Annotated in this window: 17 protein-coding genes; 10 read left to right on the top strand and 7 right to left on the bottom strand. The window is 75.3% G+C overall.

Annotated features, from left to right (window positions below):
* The coding region (locus tag Q0840_RS14210; protein ID WP_298460447.1) for a collagen binding domain-containing protein at window positions 1-744 on the top strand (744 nt) is incomplete at its 5' end.
* A 79-nt stretch (window positions 745-823) separates the two neighbouring features.
* Here Q0840_RS14210 and Q0840_RS14205 read toward each other — a convergent pair.
* Complete coding sequence (locus Q0840_RS14205; protein ID WP_298460446.1) at window positions 824-3,466, bottom strand: glycosyltransferase; 2,643 nt, start codon at window positions 3,464-3,466, stop codon at window positions 824-826.
* 7 nt (window positions 3,467-3,473) lie between these two features.
* A complete protein-coding gene (locus tag Q0840_RS14200; protein ID WP_298460445.1) occupies window positions 3,474-4,865 on the bottom strand; it encodes a glycosyltransferase in 1,392 nt (463 codons plus the stop codon).
* A gap of 184 nt (window positions 4,866-5,049) precedes the next feature.
* On the opposite strand from Q0840_RS14200, the gene Q0840_RS14195 reads away from it, so the two are divergent.
* The 5 genes from Q0840_RS14195 to Q0840_RS14175 all read left to right on the top strand — a co-directional run bounded on the left by Q0840_RS14195 (window position 5,050) and on the right by Q0840_RS14175 (window position 10,939).
* On the top strand, window positions 5,050-5,385 hold the full coding sequence (locus Q0840_RS14195; RefSeq protein ID WP_298460443.1) for a hypothetical protein: 336 nt from the start codon (window positions 5,050-5,052) through the stop codon (window positions 5,383-5,385).
* Window positions 5,382-6,959, top strand: a complete 1,578-nt coding sequence (locus Q0840_RS14190) for a glycosyltransferase (protein WP_298460441.1) — start codon at window positions 5,382-5,384, stop codon at window positions 6,957-6,959. Before Q0840_RS14195 ends, Q0840_RS14190 begins: the two co-directional genes overlap by 4 nt.
* A 104-nt stretch (window positions 6,960-7,063) precedes the next feature.
* Window positions 7,064-7,993, top strand: coding sequence for an ABC transporter permease (locus Q0840_RS14185; protein WP_298460439.1), 930 nt, complete (start codon window positions 7,064-7,066; stop codon window positions 7,991-7,993).
* Window positions 7,990-9,234, top strand: a complete 1,245-nt coding sequence (locus Q0840_RS14180; RefSeq protein ID WP_298460437.1) for an ABC transporter ATP-binding protein — start codon at window positions 7,990-7,992, stop codon at window positions 9,232-9,234. Before Q0840_RS14185 ends, Q0840_RS14180 begins: the two co-directional genes overlap by 4 nt.
* 10 nt (window positions 9,235-9,244) lie before the next feature.
* Window positions 9,245-10,939 (top strand): DUF2142 domain-containing protein, encoded by a 1,695-nt coding sequence (locus Q0840_RS14175; RefSeq protein ID WP_298460435.1) that lies wholly within the window; start codon window positions 9,245-9,247, stop codon window positions 10,937-10,939.
* Window positions 10,940-10,973: 34 nt separating this feature from the next.
* On the opposite strand, the gene Q0840_RS14170 is transcribed toward Q0840_RS14175, so the two are convergent.
* The 4 genes from Q0840_RS14170 to Q0840_RS14155 all read right to left on the bottom strand — a co-directional run bounded on the left by Q0840_RS14170 (window position 10,974) and on the right by Q0840_RS14155 (window position 13,787).
* A complete protein-coding gene (locus Q0840_RS14170; RefSeq protein ID WP_298460433.1) occupies window positions 10,974-11,354 on the bottom strand; it encodes a GtrA family protein in 381 nt (126 codons plus the stop codon).
* Window positions 11,355-11,389: 35 nt separating this feature from the next.
* Complete coding sequence (locus Q0840_RS14165; RefSeq protein ID WP_298460431.1) at window positions 11,390-11,848, bottom strand: DUF2304 domain-containing protein; 459 nt, start codon at window positions 11,846-11,848, stop codon at window positions 11,390-11,392.
* Window positions 11,845-12,585, bottom strand: a complete 741-nt coding sequence (locus tag Q0840_RS14160; RefSeq protein ID WP_298460429.1) for a glycosyltransferase family 2 protein — start codon at window positions 12,583-12,585, stop codon at window positions 11,845-11,847. The genes Q0840_RS14165 and Q0840_RS14160 overlap by 4 nt, the downstream gene beginning before the upstream one ends.
* Before the next feature lie 89 nt (window positions 12,586-12,674).
* Window positions 12,675-13,787 carry a glycosyltransferase family 1 protein gene (locus Q0840_RS14155; protein ID WP_298460427.1) on the bottom strand — a complete coding sequence of 371 codons (1,113 nt, stop codon included), beginning with the start codon at window positions 13,785-13,787 and terminating at the stop codon, window positions 12,675-12,677.
* Window positions 13,788-13,891: 104 nt separating this feature from the next.
* Between Q0840_RS14155 and Q0840_RS14150 the strand changes: the two genes are divergently transcribed.
* The gene (locus Q0840_RS14150; protein WP_298460425.1) at window positions 13,892-15,016 is read left to right on the top strand and encodes a glycosyltransferase family 1 protein; all 1,125 of its coding nucleotides are present in this window, start codon (window positions 13,892-13,894) and stop codon (window positions 15,014-15,016) included.
* A gap of 19 nt (window positions 15,017-15,035) precedes the next feature.
* Here the strand turns inward: Q0840_RS14150 and Q0840_RS14145 are convergent, their stop codons facing one another.
* Window positions 15,036-15,653 (bottom strand): dTDP-4-dehydrorhamnose 3,5-epimerase family protein, encoded by a 618-nt coding sequence (locus Q0840_RS14145; RefSeq protein WP_298460460.1) that lies wholly within the window; start codon window positions 15,651-15,653, stop codon window positions 15,036-15,038.
* Window positions 15,654-15,790: 137 nt separating this feature from the next.
* Here Q0840_RS14145 and Q0840_RS14140 point away from each other — a divergent pair, with 137 nt between their 5' ends.
* The 3 genes from Q0840_RS14140 (at window position 15,791) to rfbD (ending at window position 18,677) form a co-directional block, all read left to right on the top strand.
* Window positions 15,791-16,879, top strand: a complete 1,089-nt coding sequence (locus tag Q0840_RS14140; RefSeq protein ID WP_298460423.1) for a polysaccharide pyruvyl transferase family protein — start codon at window positions 15,791-15,793, stop codon at window positions 16,877-16,879.
* On the top strand, window positions 16,876-17,745 hold the full coding sequence (locus tag Q0840_RS14135) for a glycosyltransferase family 2 protein (RefSeq protein ID WP_298460421.1): 870 nt from the start codon (window positions 16,876-16,878) through the stop codon (window positions 17,743-17,745). The genes Q0840_RS14140 and Q0840_RS14135 overlap by 4 nt, the downstream gene beginning before the upstream one ends.
* A gap of 71 nt (window positions 17,746-17,816) precedes the next feature.
* Window positions 17,817-18,677, top strand: coding sequence for a dTDP-4-dehydrorhamnose reductase (gene rfbD, locus Q0840_RS14130; protein ID WP_298460419.1), 861 nt, complete (start codon window positions 17,817-17,819; stop codon window positions 18,675-18,677).
* Window positions 18,678-18,689 lie beyond the last annotated feature (12 nt).

Genomic DNA, 18,689 nt, shown 5'->3' with positions numbered 1-18,689 from the left:
GGCGTGCCGGTGGCCGGTGCGGTGTTCGAGGTCCGCAACGCGACGTGCTCGACGGTGTTCTCCCGGATGCGCACGGGCGCGGACGGGGCGTTCCCGGTGACGGCGTTCCCCGGGACGTACTGCCTGGTCGCGGTGTCGGTGCCGTCGGGGTACGCGCTGCCGGCGACGCAGACGTTCGCGGTCGGGGCGGGCGCCTTCACGGCCCGGGTCGAGGTGCCGGCGGCGGCGTCGTCGGGCCGGGTGGTGGCCTCCTCGGGGGGCGTGCCGGTGGCCGGTGCGGTGTTCGAGGTCCGCAACGCGACGTGCTCGACGGTGTTCTCCCGGATGCGCACGGGCGCGGACGGCTCCTTCCCGGTGACGGCGTTCCCGGGCACCTACTGCGCGGTGGCGGTGTCGGTCCCGGCCGGCTTCACCCTGCCGGGGCCGCTGACGTTCGCGGTCGGGGCCGGCGGGTTCACGGCCCGGGTCGAGGTGCCGGCGGCGGCGTCGTCGGGCCGGCTGGTGGCCACGTCCGGGGGCGCGCCGGTGGTCGGTGCGGTGTTCGAGATCCGCAACGCGACGTGCTCGACGGTGTTCTCCCGGATGCGCACGGCGGCGGACGGGTCGTTCCCGATCTCGGCGTTCCCCGGGACGTACTGCGCGGTGGCGGTGGCGGTGCCGGCCGGGTTCACCCTGCCCGGGCCGCAGACGTTCACGGTCGCGCCCGGGGCGTCGTTCACCGTGGGCGTGGAGGTCCCGCGCTGAGCACGGCGGTCCGGCCCCCCGGCCACTTCGTCGAGGGGCCGGACGGCAGCGGCGCGACAGGCGCGTCCGCCGGCGGTGCCTAGCGGGCCAGCCGGCGCAGGGCGCGTGCGGGCAGTCGCCCGGCGACCGTCGCGACCTTGACGGTCGTGGCGGCGACGCCCTGGTCGGCGAGGTACCCGAACGCGCTGACCCGGTAGTCCGAGACGATGCGGCGCAGGTCGCGGGCTGCCGGCTCGCCCGGGCGACCGGGCGCCTGGAGCCACGGGGCGCCCTCGTACGGCTCGGCGTCCCACCGGAAGAACGGCTCGTTCTCGGTCTCCGGGGTGAAGCCCGCCAGCATCGGCCGGTGCCCGTGCTCGGCCACGTCCGCCTGGGCCGACTGCAGGATCTGGAGGTAGCGGCGCCCCTGCAGGGCGGGGGACAGGTCCAGCAGCACCTCGGTGCGGGCGCGCTGCCCCATCGAGGACCGCAGCGCGGCGTCGTCGACCAGGCGCAGCAGCAGCTCGGTCCACTCCGCGGCGGAGTGCGCGAGGTAGCCGGTGGCCCCGTGCCGGATCGCCTCCCGGAACGGCTGGGTGGGTGAGGCGATCGTCGGCGTCTCGACGAGCGCCGCCTCGAGGTGCTTGATCGCGCTCTTGGCCTCGTTGAACTGGGTGCCGACGTTCAGCGGCGCCAGGTTGACGTCCAGGTCGCGCAGCACGGTGGGCAGCTCCAGCCAGGACATCAGCGGCAGGCGCCGCACGCGCGCGGTGTACGGGTCCATCCGCGGCGAGACGTCCAGCAGGCCACCCAGCCACAGCTCCAGGTCCGGTCGCGCCTGCATCGCGTCGATCACGGCCCCCTCGATGAAGGCCCAGTCGGCGTTGTGGGTGTTGGTCCCGGACAGGTAGCCGATGCGCAGCGGACCCGGCCGGCGCGGCTGGCGCAGCGCGTGGTCGCTCGCCTGGGCCAGGTGCCTGCCCACGCCGTTGGCGAAGCGGTGGACCGGCATGCCGGTCAGCCGGTGGATCGCCGCGCACAGCGGGTCGGTGGACCCGATGAAGGCGTCGGCCGACTCCAGCGTGGTGCGGTAGCGGCGCACCCCCTGCCAGTAGCGGCGGCGGTCCTCGGGGTCGAGGACCTCGAGCAGCGGGTCGATCTCGGCGTGCAGGTCGGGGTCGACGACGAGGTCGTCGATGTCGAAGAGCACCGGCACCGGACCGGGGCGGGCCCGGACCATCGCGACGAGGTCGAGCACCTGCTCGGTCGCCGGGGTGCGGTAGAGCACGAGCGCGTCGGTCGACCGGGCGAGCCGGGCGACGTCGACGTCGCGGTACATCCGCACGTCCATCCGCACGCCGTGCAGCGCCAGTCCCTCCTGCGGCAGCCGGCCGCGGTAGCGCAGCGGCGCGCTGCCGATGCCGCTGGCGAGCAGCACCTGCCGGATGGGCGGCAGCGGCCGGTCGGTCACCTCGAGGGTCGCCGCCGCCGCCTCGGCGGCCTCGGCCGCGGAGCGCTCGGCGAGCAGCCGCTCGTACTGGGCCACGTTCGCGTCGACCTGCTCGTCCACGGTGCGCAGCCGCACCGCGCTGCGGTCGGGCGCCAGGTCGGCGAGCAGGGTCGGCTCGCTGATCAGCCGCTCCATCGCCGCGGCGAGCGCGGTGACGTCGCCGATCGGCACGATGAGCCCGTTGACCCCGTCCCGGACCGCCTCGGTGGGCCCGGGGGTGTCGGAGGTCAGGACCGGCAGCCCGGCCCGCAGCGCCTCCCGGGTGAGCAGCGAGTACGACTCGCGGGCCAGGCTCGGCAGGACGAGCGCGTCGTGGGCCGCCAGCACCTCGGCGGCCTCGTGCGGTGCGTACGGCGCCCGGAACCGCACGTGGCCCTCGAGGTGCGCCGGGACCGTGCGGCCCTCCCACCCGTACATCTCCAGCTCCCAGCCGGGCCGGTCCACCAGGCGGGCGGCGGCCTCCAGCAGCAGCGGGCCGCCCTTGAGCGCGTGGGTGCCGCCGGCGAACATCAGCCGCAGCGGACCGGTGCGGGGCGCCTGCTCCTGCTCCTGCTGCACGCTGCCGGGCGCCACCGGGTCGACGCGGACGACGTCGTCCGGGACGCCGTTCTCGTCGACCTGGACCCGCGCCGGGTCGACGCCGTTGGCGACCAGGATGCGGCGCATGCTCGCCGACGGGGTGAGCACCAGGTCGGCCGTGCGGCCCTGCGCGGCGAGCCGGTGGTTGCGCGCCTGCAGCCACGCGTTGTCCCGCGCGCACGGGCACACGCCGGCGGCCGGGACCACCGGGCACGCGTGCATCGACGGCTCCACCATGAACTGGCGGGCGCACCACCACCACAGGTCGTGCATGGTGATCACCACCGCGGCTCCCGCCGCGCGCGCGAGCGGGACCAGCCCGCCGCCGAAGCCCTGGATGGCGTGCACGTGCACGACGTCGGGCCGGACGGCCTGCAGGTAGGCGGCGAAGTCCGCCTCCACCTCGCCGTTGGAGAAGTTGGTGTCCGAGGCCCACTCCGTCGCCGACGTGCACGTGACCCACCGGATCGTCAGACCGTCGGCGGTGCGCTCCTCGGTGACCTCCCCGTCGGGGCTGGACGGGTCGATCCGGCCCGCGTACACGAACACCTCGTGGCCCCGCTGCGCCAGCCCCAGGGCGGCGCGGTACGGCACGAGCGTCCCGCCCGAGACGAAGTTGGGCGGGAAGTGCGAGGAGACGACGACGATGCGCATGCGGGTCCTAGAGGTGCGTGAGGGAACGGGTTCGCTGCCAGACCAGCTGCCCGGCTCGGCGCGCCAGGCGCTGCCAGCCGTTGGCCTCGACGTACCGCCGGACCTCGCCGGCCAGGTCGTCCACCCGGGCGCCCAGTGCGGCGGCCCGTCCGACGGCACTGGTGCGCACCGCCAGGTCGGCGGCCCGGGGTGCCTCGGCGACGTAGTCCACCAGCGGGCGCAGCGCGACGTCCCACCGGAAGCGCTCACGCACTGCGGCGATGCGGTCGGTGCAGCCCGCCCGGACGTCGGGGTCCAGCAGCTCGGTGATCGCCCGGGCGAGGGCCGCCGGGTCGCGCGGCGGCACCACGCGGCCGAGGTCGTGCTCGGCGACCAGGTCGGCGAACGTGTCCCCGGACGTGCACACGATCGGCAGGCCGGCCCACAGGTAGTCGAGCATGCGGGTGCGGAAGGAGAACGACGTCTCGACGTGGTCGAAGTGGGTCGAGACGCCCAGGTCGGCGTCGGTCAGGAAGCCTGCCCGCTGCGCGTACGGGACCCAGCCCTCGGTGAAGAACACGTGCGTGCCCACCAGCCCGAGGTCGGTGGCCGCGCGCACCGCCTCGCGCAGGGCGGCCGTCTCGGGGTCGGCCATGGACGGGTGGGTGGTGCCCATGAACACCAGCCGCACGGCCGGCGCCGAGTCGCGCAGCTCGCCGAGCGCACGCACCAGGGTCACCGGGTCGAACCAGTTGTAGACGCCGCCGCCCCACAGCAGCACGACGTCGTCGGGGCCGATCCCGTCGATCCGGCCCTTGATCGCCGGCGAGGCCGTCGTGGCGGGCTCGCGGGGGATCCCGAACGGCGCGACGTCGATCAGCGCGCGCAGCGTCGGGTCCTGGCGGTACGTCGCGTCGTTGACCCGCCCCCAGGCGGCGAGGTGCCCCAGCCAGAAGTCACGCTGCCGCTCGGAGGCGGCCAGGAAGAAGTCGCCGGCCCGGGCCTGGACCTGCAGCGCGCGGACCGAGGCCTGCAGCATCTCGGTGCGGCGGCGCGCGGTCTCCTGCCGGGCCATCTCGAGGATCTCCAGGTGGATGGGGTCGTACAGGTCGACCACGACCCGCGCACCGAGGTCGGCCAGCCACGGGTTCTTGGCCAGGGTGAAGCCCTGCACGACGACGACGTCCTGCCCTTCGGCGATGCCGCGCAGACGCTCGGGCGTCCCGTCGCAGACGGCGAACCGCGGCGAGCTCGCCTCCGACCGCACCGTCGAGGCCAGCCGCACGTCGTGGTGGTCGGCGAGCACCTCGGCGATGTTCCACGCCCGGATCGCCGGACCGGCCATCGAGGAGGACAGGACGTCGTCCGTCAGGACGAGGACCGAACGGCGCGGGGTGGTGCTCGGCGCGTGCTGGGCCATGTCGGGGGCGCCTCCGCTGGCGGTTGCTGGGCCCGGGCGCGCTCTCGGGCTCCAGGGGAGCCGCAGTCCCGCTCGGCTGGCCCGCTCACCTTAGAGCACCCGCCGATTGGTGGTTGTATAGCGCGCGGCGCGACCGGCCGGGTGCCGCCCGGTGACCGCTACCTCGAAGGAGTCGTGGCCCCGCATGCGCACACCCGAGACGGCGAGCCGCACCGACGACGTGCAGGCCCAGCTGGCGATGCTGCCGCCCGAGGCCGAGCTGTACCTGCGTGACCTCGTCCGCGGCCTCGAGGCCGAGGCCGGGACGGCGCGCGCGCTGAGCGTGCGCGCCGAGCTGCGGGCCGTGCGCGCCGAGGAGCGTGCCGAGCGCGCGGCGCAGCGCGAGGCCGCGGCGACCGTCGAGCGCGACGCGGCCCAGGCCGCGGTGCAGGCGCTGACCGAGGAGGTGCACGCGCTGCGGGGCCAGGTCGACGAGCTCCAGCGGGCCCGGGCCGCCGAGGCGGGGCGGCGTCGCCGGTGAGCTACCTGCCGGTCGTCACCGTGCTGACCGTGGTGTCGGCCCCGGCGTCGCTGCACCGGACCTTCGCCTCCCTGGAGTCCCAGACGTCGCGCCGGTGGCAGTGGGTCGTCGCCGTCGCGCCGGGCACCGCCCCCGCGACGGCGGCCGAGGTCGACGAGATCGCCGCCCGTGACCCGCGGGTGTCGCCGGTGCGCAGCGCGGGCACGACCGACGCCGAGCACCTCGCGGCCGCGCTGGCGCAGGCCCGCGGCACCTACGTCGCCGTCGTGGAGCCCGGCGACATGCTCGCCCAGGACGCGCTGGAGGTGGTCGCCGACGCCGCGTCGCCCGACTCGTGGGTGTACACCGACGAGGGCACGGTCGCGCCGGACGGCGGCCTGCTCGAGGCCTGGCTCAAGCCGGGGTACTCCCCGGAGCTGCTGCGGTCGCAGCCCTACGCGGTGGCCCTGGCCGTGCTGCCGACCGCCGCGGTGCACGACGTCGGCGGCGTCGACCCGAGCACCGGGAGCGCCGGCTGGTACGACCTCGTGCTGCGCGTGTCCGAACGGTCGGGGGCTCCCGCGCACGTGCCCGGCACGTACTACCACCGCGACGCCCGGGCCTGGCCGGCCGAGCCGCCGTACGTCGTGGGCGCGGCCGCCGACCGCTGCCGGGTGGTCGCCGAGCACTGCGCCCGGGTCGGCATCGACGCCGTCAGCGTCTCCCCGGTGGAGGTCGACGGGCGGCCGGTGGGACAGCGGGTGGTGCGCCGGTCCCGGGGGGAGCGGGTCAGCGTCGTCGTGCCCACCCGCGGCGGGGCGTCGGTGGTGCACGGGTTCACCCGGGTGCACGTCGTCGAGCTCGTCCGCGGCCTGTGGGCGGCGGACCGCTACCCCGACCTGGAGCTGGTCGTCGTGCACGACGCCGAGACCCCGGCGCCGGTGCTCGCCGAGATCGAGCAGATCACCGGCGGGGACTGGGTGAGCGTGCCGTTCCAGGGCGAGTTCGACTTCTCGCGCAAGTGCAACCTCGGGGCGGCCGCCGCCACCGGGGAGGTGCTGTGCTTCCTCAACGACGACACCCAGGTGCGGTCGGCCGGCTGGCTGCACGAGCTGACCTCGCTGCTGGACGCCGACGACGTCGGCCTGGTCGGTGCCCGGCTGCTGTTCGCCGACGGCACGCTGCAGCACGCCGGCGTGTACGCCCACGAGGGCATCCCGACCCACGTGCTGTTCCGGGCCGCCGCCGACACCCTCGAGCTCGGGGGGCTGGCCCAGCTCACCGGTGAGCGGCTGGCGGTCACGGCCGCGTGCCAGGTGGTGCGCGCGGACACGTTCCGCAGGCTGGGGGGCTTCTCGCCGGCGCTGCCGCTGAACTTCAACGACGTGGACCTGTGCCTGAAGGCCCGGGCGGCGGGTCTGCGCAACCTCTACACGCCGTACGCGACGCTGGACCACTACGAGTCGCAGACCCGCGTCCCCACGGTCACCGACCGCGAGGTCGCCACGCTGCGCCGGCGCTGGAGCGTGGGGCTGGACGAGGACCCGTACGTCAACCCGCTGGCGCGGCGCCCGCCGCCCGCGGGCGGCGCCTAGGCGCCCGGGCCGCCCCCGACCGGTCACCGGCCGGTCGGGGTGGCCCGGGCGCGTCACCTAGCATGTCCACGTCCCGCCAGTCGACCCCTGAGGACCATCGCCACATGGCAGTCTCACCCACCACGTCCCCGACGTCGCCGCCCGGCGGCTCGTCGCGACGACTCGCCGGCGGGGCATCGAGCAGCGTCCGCGAGGACCGCCAGCGCTCGTTCGAGATCGTCCGCAACCTGACCGTGCGCGAGGTGCGCACCCAGTTCAAGCGCACCGCGCTCGGTCGGCTGTGGTCGTTCATCAACCCGCTGGTGACCCTGGCCATCCTCAGCGTGGTGTTCGGGCTGTTCCTGCGGGTGCCGTTCCAGCCCAGCCGCAACGGCGACCTGCACGTGTTCGTGCTGTTCCTCGCCGCCGCCCTCATCCCGTGGAACTTCATGTCCGGGGCGATCACCGCGGGGATGAACTCGCTGGTGGTGAACTCCGGCCTGCTGACCAAGGTCTACTTCCCCCGGTTCGTGCTGCCCATGTCGGTCATCTTGTCGATGACCCTGACGTTCGCCATCGAGATGGGCGTCCTGCTGGTCGTGGTGGGCCTGGCCGGCGGGTTCGAGGTCCTGCTGTTCGTCCCGGCGATCGCGGTGTTCATGGTCCTGATCAGCGCCTTCGCCATCGGGATCGCGATGAGCCTGTCGATCGCGATGGTCTACTTCCGCGACACCCAGCACATCATGAGCCTGTTCATGCAGCTGTGGTTCTACGCGACCCCGATCATCTACCCGCTGACGCTCATCACCGACGACGTCCAGCAGCGCGTGGACGACCGGGGCTGGACCGTGCTCGGCCAGGCGATCCCGCTCGAGCTGATCTACGGCCTCAACCCGGCGGCCGCGTTCACCGGTGCGTTCCGCACGATGATCTACGACTACGCGTGGCCGACGGCGGGGCAGTGGGTCATCTGCCTGGCGTGGGCGGTCGCGTCGGTGCTGGTCGGGCTGCTGGTCTTCCGCAAGTTCTCGGCACGGGTCGTGGAGGAGCTGTGAGCACACCGGCCGTCGTCGTCGACGACGTCTCCAAGTCCTTCCGGGTGTACCGGGACCGCAACCAGTCGCTCAAGGCGACGATCCTGCGGCGCGGCCGCGCGACGTACGAGGACTTCTGGGCGCTGCGGGACGTCTCCCTGGAGATCCCCGAGGGCGGCACCTTCGGGCTGCTCGGCCACAACGGCTCGGGCAAGTCGACGATGCTCAAGTGCATCGCCCGCATCCTGCAGCCCAACACCGGGACGATCACCACCCGGGGACGGGTCGCGGCGATGCTCGAGCTCGGGTCCGGGTTCCACCCCGAGCTGACCGGGCGCGAGAACATCTACCTCAACGGCTCGATCCTGGGCATGAGCAAGCGGGAGATCGACCTCAAGCTCGAGGCGATCGTCGACTTCGCCGGGATCGGCGCGTTCATCGACCAGCCGGTCAAGAACTACTCCTCCGGCATGTACGTGCGCCTCGGGTTCTCCATCGCGATCCACGTCGAGCCGGACGTCCTGCTCGCGGACGAGATCCTCGCCGTCGGCGACATGCAGTTCCAGGAGAAGTGCCGGGAGAAGTTCGCCGAGTTCCGCAACGACGGGCGCACCGTCGTCGTGGTCAGCCACGGGCTGGGCGAGATGCGCAGCCTGTGCGACCGGGCGGCGTGGCTGGACCACGGCACCCTGGTCGACGTCGGCAAGGCGACCGACATCGTCGACGAGTACACCGAGACCGGGCACGCCGCGCAGGAGGTGACCGACGGCGGCATGCGCTGGGGCTCGGGGGAGATCCAGGTCGAGCGGGTCGAGCTCCTCGACGCCCACGGCCAGGACCAGCGCACCTTCCGGACCGGGGACGCGATGACGGTGCGGCTGCACTACGTCGCCCCCGGCGGGGTGGACACGCCGGTCTTCGGCGCCTCGATCCACACGCTCGAGGGCACCCACCTGTGGTCGCACCACACCCGTGACGCGGGCTTCGTGCCGGCCCGGCTGCAGGGCTCGGGGTCGGTCGACCTCGTCGTGCCCGCGCTGCCGCTGCAGCCCGGGGTGTTCGAGCTGAACACGTCGGTGGTCGACGAGCAGATCACGCACGACTACGACCAGCACCGCCGCGCGGCGCGGTTCGAGGTCATGGTGGGCGCTCCGCGCGAGTCCGGCGGGCCGATCGTGCTGGGCAGCAGGTGGGAGAACTTCAGCCCGCCGGTCGCGCTGGTGCCGGCCGGGCAGGACGTGCGGACGGCCACTGCCGAATGAGCACCGCCGAATGAGCACCGCCGCGACGCTGCCGGGCGGCGACGGCACGGGCCTCGGCAGCGTGGCCGCCACGCCGGGGCGCCGGCGGCCGTGGGCGCCCCGGACCCCGCGTGGGGTGTTCTGGCTGTCCTTCGTCGCCATGCTGCTGGTCACCTCCGGGTGGGTGGTCGGCAACCCGCTGATCGCGTCGGTCGACGAGGCGTCCCACGCCACGAAGGCGGCGGCGACCGTGCGCGGGCAGTGGGTGCCCGACACCGAGGGGCTGCCGGCCGGGTCGGGCGAGGCGGAGGTCCCCGAGCTGTTCGAGGCGGCCATCGAGCTGCAGTACTGCATCGCCTTCGAGCCCGACCAGCCCGCGAGCTGCCAGCCCGAGCTCGACGGCGACCTCGGTGAGCAGACCCCGGTCGTCACCACGGCCGCCGCCTACAACCCGCTGTACTACGCGGTGGTCGGCGTGCCCAGCCTGTTCCCGGTCGGCGAGCACACGCTCTACCTCATGCGGCTGGTCAGCGCGGTGCTGGCCAGCGCGATGTTCGCGGCGGCGGTGCGGACGCTGGCCGAGGTGGGACGCGCGCACTGGCTGGTGTACGGGCTGCTCGCGGCGACCACCCCCATGGTCATCTACCTGTCCAGCGCCGTGAACCCGCAGACCACCGAGGTGATGGGTGCGATCGCGCTGTGGGTGTGCCTGCTCACGACGCTGCGCTACCCGCGGCCGGACCTGCTGACCCGCCGGCTCGCGCGGATCGCCCTGATCGGTGTGCTGTTCGTGAACTCGCGCGGGATGAGCCCGCTCTTCCTCGTCGTGCTGCTGGTCGCGGTGCTGGTCGCCTCGCCGTGGTCGGGCGTGCTGGCGGTCCTCCGGGACCGGCGGTCGTGGCCGTGGATCGCGCTGGCCGCCGCGGGCAGCGTCGCGGCCGGGCTGTGGATCCTGCTCGCCGACGCGCTGCCCACGGTCAGCCGGGTGATCAACCCCGAGCTCGTCGGGTTGCCGATCGTCGCGACCACCCTGGGGCAGACCAGCTACTACCTGCAGAGCATGATCGGCATCTTCGGCTGGCTCGACACCACCCTGCCGGGCTGGCTCTACTACGCGTTCGCCGGGGTGGTCGGGCTGGTGGTGGGCCTCGGGGTGGCGCTCGCGCGCGCCCGCGTCCTGGTCGCGATGGCCGGCACGGCGCTGGTGGTGCTGGGGCTGCCGGTCGCGGTGCAGTACTTCCAGGCGCGCTACCTGGGCGTCATCTGGCAGGGGCGCTACATGCTCCCGCTGGCGGTCGGCCTCCCGGTGCTGGCCGGCCTGGCCGTGCAGGCCCGCGACCGAGGCCTGCCTGCGTGGCTCGACCGCCGGGTGCTGCGCCTGGCGGTCCTGGTGGTCGCGGCCGGTCACGTCGTCGCGTACGCGGTGAACATGCACCGGTACGTCAACGGCGCGTCGGGGGAGTGGATCGGGTGGAGCGCCACGTCCTGGCTGCCGCCGGTCAACCCGTGGGTCCTGCTGGCGGCCTACGCCGCCGGGTGGGCGCTGGTCGCCGTCGCGCTGCTGCGTGCGGCCGAGCCCGGCCCGTCCCGCACGGGCGACGCGCGCGCCGTCGACGCGCCGGACGCGGACGGCGCGGAGGCCGACGTCGCCGACCCGGGCGGCGCGACCACGGTGCCCGACGACGCCGGCACGCACGTCGCCACGGGCCGGGGCCGGCCGGCCTGACGCCGCCGCCCGCCGTCGTGCCCGCGCGGCGGGCTCAGCGGAAGACCCACACCCGGTACAGCACGAAGTTCCAGCAGGTCGTCAGGCCCACGGCGAAGGTCTTGGTCACCAGCAGCGGCACGCCCAGCTGCTCGCCGAGGTGCAGCACGCCGAGCGTGACCAGGTAGTTGACCGCCAGCAGGGCGCCGTAGCGCACCGCGTGCCGGTGCACACCGCCGGCGCCGGTGTGGAACAGCAGCCGGTTCAGCCCGAAGTTCACCACCACCGACGTCCAGTAGCCGACGGTCGCGGCCACCCACACCGCGACGCCCAGCCCGCTCGACAGGGCGAGCAGCAGCCCGGCGTCGACGGCGTAGCTCAGGCCACCCACCAGGACGTAGGCCAGCAGCGGGTTGCGCCGGGCCCGGTCGCGCACGGCCTGCAGACCGGTGACCCGCCCGTCGTCGACGCTCAGACCTCGGCGCTCGGGGCCGGGTGCCCGTCCGGCACCGAGGGTGCCGGCGGCACGCAGGGCGCCGACGCCACGGCGGGCGCCGACGGGGCCGACGGCACGGAGCGCACCGGCGCGGCCTGCTCGAGCTCGCGCACCCGGGCCTCGAGCAGGGCGTGCTCCTCGGCGATCGTGCGGGTCTCCTCCTCCAGGTTGGAGATCTCACCGCTGAGCTGCAGGCACACCGCGAGCAGGACCGTCATCGCCAGGGCGAACACCAGGTTGGCCGGCACCTCGACGCCGGTCACGCGGGTCAGCCAGAACACCAGCCCGGGGAAGGCGCCGAGCACGCACACGCCCAGGGCGAGCGCGATCCAGATCGCCGCGTACTTCTCCCGCAGCCGGCGGGTGGACAGCAGCACGAACAGCAGGACGAGGAAGACGACCGACAGCCCGATGGCCAGCAGGTACCCGCTCATCGGTGCGCCTCCTCGGTGAGCACGTCCCGGGGACGGGTCAGGGCCAGGGCCAGGGCGAGCACGGCACGACCGAGGAACAGCGCGGCCTGCGCCGGCGACTGCGACGGGGTGCCGCCGCTGCGTGGCCGCATCTGCACCCCCACCTGCCGTACGACCATCCCGGCGCGGGACGCGGTCACTAGCGCCTCCACCGTGTCGCCGAGGTACTCCGCGGGGTAGTTGCGGGCGTAGAGGGAGATCGCTCGCCGACCGCACGCCTTGAAGCCGGAGGTCGTGTCGGTCAGCGTCGTCCCGGCGATGCGGGACAGGGTGCCGGACAGCAGCTTCATGGCCCAGCGCCGCGGGCCGCGCACGCTGTAGGACCCGATGCCGGCGAAGCGGGCCCCGATGACGACGTCGGCCCGCTCGCGGTCCATCTCGGCGAGCAGGGACGGCACGTCGCGCGGGTCGTGCTGGCCGTCCGCGTCGAGCTGGATCATCACCGAGTAGCCATGACGCTCGGCGTACTTGTACCCGGCCCGCATGGCGCCGCCGACGCCCAGGTTGATCGGGAGCTCGAGCACCGGGACGCCCGCGGCGCGGGCCACCGCGCTCGTGCGGTCCACCGAGCCGTCGCTGACCACGAGCACCCCCATCCCCGGCAGCGTCTCGGCGATCTCCGCGAGGACCCCGCCGAGCGACTCCTCCTCGTTCCAGGCGGGCAGCACGACGAGCGCGCGCGAGTGGTCCAGGGGCACGCCCAGGATCCTAACCGGTGGTGGCGCACCGCCCCGGAGCCCTCGGAGCCCCTCTGACGGCGCCGGCGGACCCGGGCGGCCCGCCGGGGTCAGCCGGCCGCCGTGCGGTAGACCTCGACGGTCGCCGCGGCCGCCTGCGCCCAGGTGCGCTCGCCGGCGCGGCGCAGCCCGGCCGCGGCGAGCGCGTCGTGGTCGGCGCCGACCGCCCGCAGCAGCTGCGCAGCGATCGCGTCGGGGTCGCGCGGGTCGGCCAGCAGCGCGTCGTCGCCGGCCACCTCAGCCATCGACGTCCCCGCCGAGGTGACCACCGGTACGCCGTGCGCCATCGCCTCGAGCACCGGCATGCCGAACCCCTCACGGGTGGAGGGGAAGCAGAAGGCGCGGGCCCCCTCGTACGCGCACGCGAGGTCCGCGGGCGACAGGCGCCCGAGCCGGCGGACCCGGTCCGACGCCGGCCGCGGCACGTCGCCCCAGCCGGTCGGGCCGACCAGCACCAGGTCCAGGTCCAGCCCGGGGTCGGCGGCCGTGAGGCGCTCGAACGCGGTCAGCAGAGCGCCGACGTTCTTGCGCGGCTCGAGCGTGCCGGTCCACAGCACGTACGGGCGGCTCAGCCCCTGGCGGCGCCGGAACGCCTCGACGGCGCCCGGCTCGGCACGCACCACCCGGACGCCGTGCGGCACCAGTCGCAGGCGTCCGGGCTCGATGCCCGCGGCGACGCACTCCTGCCACGTCGCCCGGGACGGGACGACGACGGCGTCGGCCTCGGCGACCACCCGCTGCAGCCCGCGCCGGAACCACCCGACCCCGCGCGCGGTGAAGTGCTCGGGCTCGGTGAGGAACGCGACGTCGTGCACGGTGACCACGAGCGGGCGCCGGGTGGGCGGCACCGCCCAGGTCGTGGCGTGCACGACGTCGACCCCGCGGGCCAGCTGCTCGGGGCGCGGGGCGCCGACCCGGTTCCACGCCCGGTAGAGCGCGGCGCGGGGCAGCGGCGCGACGGCGCTGCGGTCCACGGTCGGTTCCAGCCCCGGGCGGGGCACGTCGCCGCGCCGGTGCAGCGCCGTCACCCCGACCAGCCGGGTGTCGTCGCGGTCCGCGAGCGCCCGGCTCAGCTCGACGACGTACGTCGCCGACCCGCCCGGGACGCGCTGCCAGCACTGCTCGGTGACCATGGCCACCGTGGTGGGGAGTCGGGTCGGCATGCGCCGGACCCTACCGAGCGGTCCCCGGTGGGGCCGTGCCCGGAGCGCCCGCGCGGGCGTGGTGGGATGGGGCCGCACCTTCGCCGACGGACGAGGAGACAACGATGCGGGTCCTGGTGGACGCGACGGCCATCCCGGCCGAGCGCGGCGGCGTCGGGCGCTACGTCGAGGCGCTGCTGCCCGAGGTCGCCCGGCTCGGGGTGTCGCTGGTGGTCGCGGCCCAGGCGCGCGACGCCGAGGCGTTCGGGCAGACCGTGCCGGGGGCGGACGTCGTCGCGGTGCCGGGCATCGCCGACCGGCCGCGGCGCCTGGTGTGGGAGCAGACCGGGCTGCCCGCCCTGGCCCGGCGCGTCGCCGCCGACGTCGTGCACAGCCCGCACTACACGATGCCGCTGGGCTCGCGGGTGCCCGTGGTGGTGACCCTGCACGACGCGACCTTCTTCAGCCACCCCGAGCTGCACTCGCCGGTCAAGGCGCGGTTCTTCCGGACGGCGACCCGGGTGGCGGTGCGCCGGGCCGCCGCCCTGGTGGTGCCGTCCCAGGCGACCCGGTCGGCGGTGCTCGAGCACGCCGGTGGGGACCCCCGGCGCTTCCACGTCGCCCCGCACGGGGTGGACCCGGCGGTGTTCCACCCGGTGGACGACGGCGAGCGGGAGCGGGTCGCGGCGTCGCTCGGGCTCGCCGGACGCAGCTACGTCGGGTTCCTCGGCACCCTCGAGCCGCGCAAGAACGTGCCCGCGCTGGTGCGTGCCTGGGTCACCGCGGTGGCCGACCGTCCCGACCCGCCGGCGCTCGTCCTGGCCGGCGGCCCGGGCTGGGACGACCGGGTGCAGCCGGCGATCGACGCGGTCCCGGCGCACCTGGACGTCCGGCGCACGGGCTACCTGCCGGTGGACGACCTGGCGCCCTTCCTCAGCGGGGCCCGGGTGCTCGCCTACCCCAGCCTCGGGGAGGGGTTCGGGCTGCCGGTGCTGGAGGCCATGGCCTGCGGCGCGACCGTCCTCACCACGCGGGAGCTGTCGCTGCCCGAGGTCGGCGGCGACGCGGTCGCGTACTGCGAGCCGGACGAGCCCGCGATCGCCGCCGGGCTGGCCGCGCTGCTCGACGCGCCGGGCGAGCGGGACTCGCTCGGCCGGGCGGCGGTGCGGCGCGCGGCGCAGTTCACCTGGGCGGCCGCCGCCGAGGTGCACGTCGAGGCGTTCCGGTCCGCGCACCGCGCAGCCGGCTGAGCGCCCGCCGGGCGACGGGTCAGCCCCGCAGCGACGCCACGTACTCCTGCACTGCGGCGTACGTCGGCAGCAGGCCCTGCTCACGGGCCTCGCTCAGGCCGGGTGCGGCCTGGTCCTTGTCGGACAGCTGCGGCGTCAGCGGCCGCCCCGCCCGGTCGACGGTCGGCCACTCGATGCCGACCTCGGGGTCCAGGGGATGGATGCCGTGCTCTCGGCCGGGGGAGTACCCCGTCGAGCACAGGTACAGCACCGTGGAGTCGTCCTCGAGCGACAGGAAGGCGTGGCCCAGCCCCTCGGACAGGTAGACCGCGCGCCGGTCGACGTCGTCCAGCAGGACGGTGTCCCACCGGCCGAAGGTGGGCGATCCCACCCGGACGTCGATCGCGACGTCGAGCACCGCACCCTTGGCGCAGGTGACGTACTTGGCCTGACCGGGCGGCACGTCGGCGAAGTGGATGCCGCGCATGACGCCCGCCGCGGACACCGACGCGTTGGCCTGCTGCAGGTCCAGCGCGTGGCCGGCCGCCTCGGCGAACGGGCCGGACTTGAACCACTCGAGGAACACGCCTCGCGGGTCGCCGAACTGGCGGGGGGTGAACTCCCAGGCCCCGGGGACACTGAGCTCGCGGAACTCCACGGTCGGGCTCTCCTCACGTCGGGTGGCCGCTGTCACGGCGCCGGTCAGCCTAGCGGCGGCCCGCTAGGGTGACCGATCGGTGCGGCCGGGACACCGGCCGCCGTCGACGCGGCACCCGGCCGGTGGAGGTGGGCAGCGTGGGGACATCGGCAGCGGCATCGGCAGCGGCTCCCGCCTCGGCGCCGCGGTCGGTCGAGGCGCTGCGCGACGTGGCGCGCGACGTGCTGGCGACCGCGCTGGACGGCGCCCGGACGGTCGCGCTGGTGAACTTCCCCAACCACGGCAACCCGGGCGACCCGGCGATCTGGCTCGGCACCCGGGCGCTGCTCGCCGAGCTGGGCGTGCGGGTCCGGTACCGCTCCGCGTGGTGGGACACCGACCCGCGCGCGCTGCGCCGCGCCGTGGGCGACGCCCCGGTGCTCCTCAACGGCGGTGGGAACCTCGGCGACCTGTACGCCGGGCAGCAGGGCACCCGGATGCGGGTGCTGCGCGAGCTGCGGCACAACCCCGTCCTGCAGCTGCCGCAGAGCGTCCACTTCCGGGACCCGGCCAACGCCGCCGCGATGGCCGACGTCGTCGCCGCGCACGGCGGCTTCCGGCTGCTGGTCCGCGAGCACGCGTCGGTGACCCGGGCGCGTGAGCAGCTCGGCGTGGAGCCCGCGCTGTCCCCGGACCACGCGCTGGGCCTGGGCCGGCTGGCGCGGACCGTCCCGGTCACCCGGCCGGTCCTGTGGCTGGCCCGGCGCCCCGGCGACCCCGAGCACGTGCCCTACGACGAGCCGGGCCCCGAGGACGCCGACGTCACCCGGGTGGAGTGGATGGAGGGCATCGCGGCCGCGCAGGCCGGCTGGGACCGGGCCGGACGGTGGATGCTCCGGGTCAACGGCGCGGTCGCGCACCGGTGGCGTGCCGGTGACGACGGTGTGCGCTGGGCCCGTCCGGCGCACGCCGTGGTGGCCCGGACCTACGACCCGCTCGGGCGGCGGTGGGTCCGGCACGGTCTGGACCTGCTCAGCGGCTCGCGCGTCGTGGTCACCGACAAGCTGCACGGGCACCTGCTGTGCGCGATGCTCGGGATCCCGCACGTCGTGCTGGACAACGCCTACGGCAAGGTGTCGGCCACGGTCGAGACCTGGACCCACGCGCTGCCGGGGGTGCACCTCGCGGCGGACGGGCGCGGGGCCCTGGCGACCGCCCGCCGGCTGCTCACCGAGGAGGCCGGGTGAGGCTCGTCGCCACGCTGCTGGTGCGCGACGAGGCCGACGTCGTCGCGGCCACCATCGAGCACCACCTCGCCCAGGGCGTGGCGATGGTCGTCGCGACGGACAACGGGTCGGTGGACGGGACCGTCGAGGTGCTGCGGGCCTACCAGCGGGCCGGCGTCCTGGAGCTGCACCACGAGCCGTCGCACGACTACCGGCAGGCCCGGTGGGTGACCGCGATGGCGCGGCGGGCCGCGAGCGTGCACGGGGCGGACTGGGTGATCAACCTCGACGCGGACGAGTTCTGGGTCCCGGCCGACCGGTCCCGCCGCCTGGTCGACGTGCTGGCCGAGGTGCCCGCGGACCGCGGCACGGTGCTCGCGCGCCGCACCGACCTGGTCGGCTTCCCGGACGTGGGGCGGCTGGGCCGCGGCCGACCGTGGGTGCGCCGGCTGCGCTGGCGCAACCTGCGCACGGTGAGCGAGCGGGGCACCCCGCTGGCGCCCAAGGTGTGCCACCGCGGCGACCCGGACGTCGTCGTCCCGCAGGGCAACCACGACGCCGTCGGGCCGCTGCTCGGGGCGCGGCTGGAGACCGAGCCGCTGGACGTCCTGCACGTGCCGCTGCGGTCCTGGCCGCAGTTCCGCACGAAGATCGCCAACGGCGGGTCCGCGTACGCGGCGAACACCGAGCTGGACCCGGAGGTCGGCTGGCACTGGCGCGCGGACCATGCGCGCCTGGCCGCCGGGACCCTCGAGGACGCCTACCGGGCGCGGTGCCTGACCGTCCCGGCGCTCGTGCGCGGGCTGCGCGCCGGCACGCTCGTGCGGGACCGGTGGCTCGAGCGCGAGCTCGGCCGGATGCCGCGGCTGCGTCCCACGCTGCGCTGACCGGCACGGGCGGACGGCGCCCACCCGTAGGCTGGGGCGGTCGTGTGGCGGGGAAGACGTGAGGAGCGGGTGTGCGCTGGTTGGTGGCAGGTGCGGGCGGGATGCTCGGGCAGGACGTCGTGGCCGCGCTGCGTGACCGCGGGCACGACGTGACCGCGACCGACCGCACGACCCTGGACGTCACCGCGGCGGGCCCCGTGGCCGACGCCGTCCGGGGCCACGACGTCGTGGTCAACTGCGCCGCGTGGACCGCCGTCGACGACGCGGAGACCCGCGAGGGCGACGCCTTCACGGTGAACGCGACGGCGGCCGGTCTGCTGGCCCGGGCCGCGGCCGTGCACGGTGCCCGCCTGGTCCAGGTCTCGACCGACTACGTGTTCGACGGCGCGGCCGACTCCCCGTACGCCGAGGACGCGCCGATGGCCCCCCGGTCGGCCTACGGGCGGACCAAGGCCGCCGGGGAGTGGGCCGTGCGGGCCGAGGCCCCGGACCACCTCGTGGTGCGCACCGCCTGGCTGTACGGCGCGGGCGGCCCCTGCTTCCCCAGGACGATCGCCCGCGTCGCCGCGGAGCGCGGTGGGCTCGACGTCGTCGACGACCAGGTCGGGCAGCCGACCTGGACCGTCGACCTCGCCGACTTCGTCGTGCGCCTGGTCGAGGCCGACGCGCCCAGCGGCACCTACCACGGCACCGCGTCCGGCCAGACCTCCTGGCACGGCTTCGCGTGCGAGGTCGTGGCCGCGGCAGGCATGGACCCCGCGATCGTGCGGCGGACCACCAGCGGGGCGTTCGTCCGTCCGGCACCACGGCCCGCGTACTCGGTGCTCGGCCACGACGCGTCGCGGCGGGCCGGGGTGGAGCCCATCGGCGACTGGCGAGCGAGGTGGTCGGCCGCGGCGAGCGCGGTCCTCGCGGCGACCGTGCCGGCCTGACCTGCGGGCCGT

Origin of the sequence: uncultured Cellulomonas sp. (assembly GCF_947494015.1) — a bacterium.
GTDB lineage: Bacteria > Actinomycetota > Actinomycetes > Actinomycetales > Cellulomonadaceae > Pengzhenrongella.
Note: the sequence above shows the minus strand (reverse complement) of the source record. Positions and strands in the feature narration are given on the sequence as shown.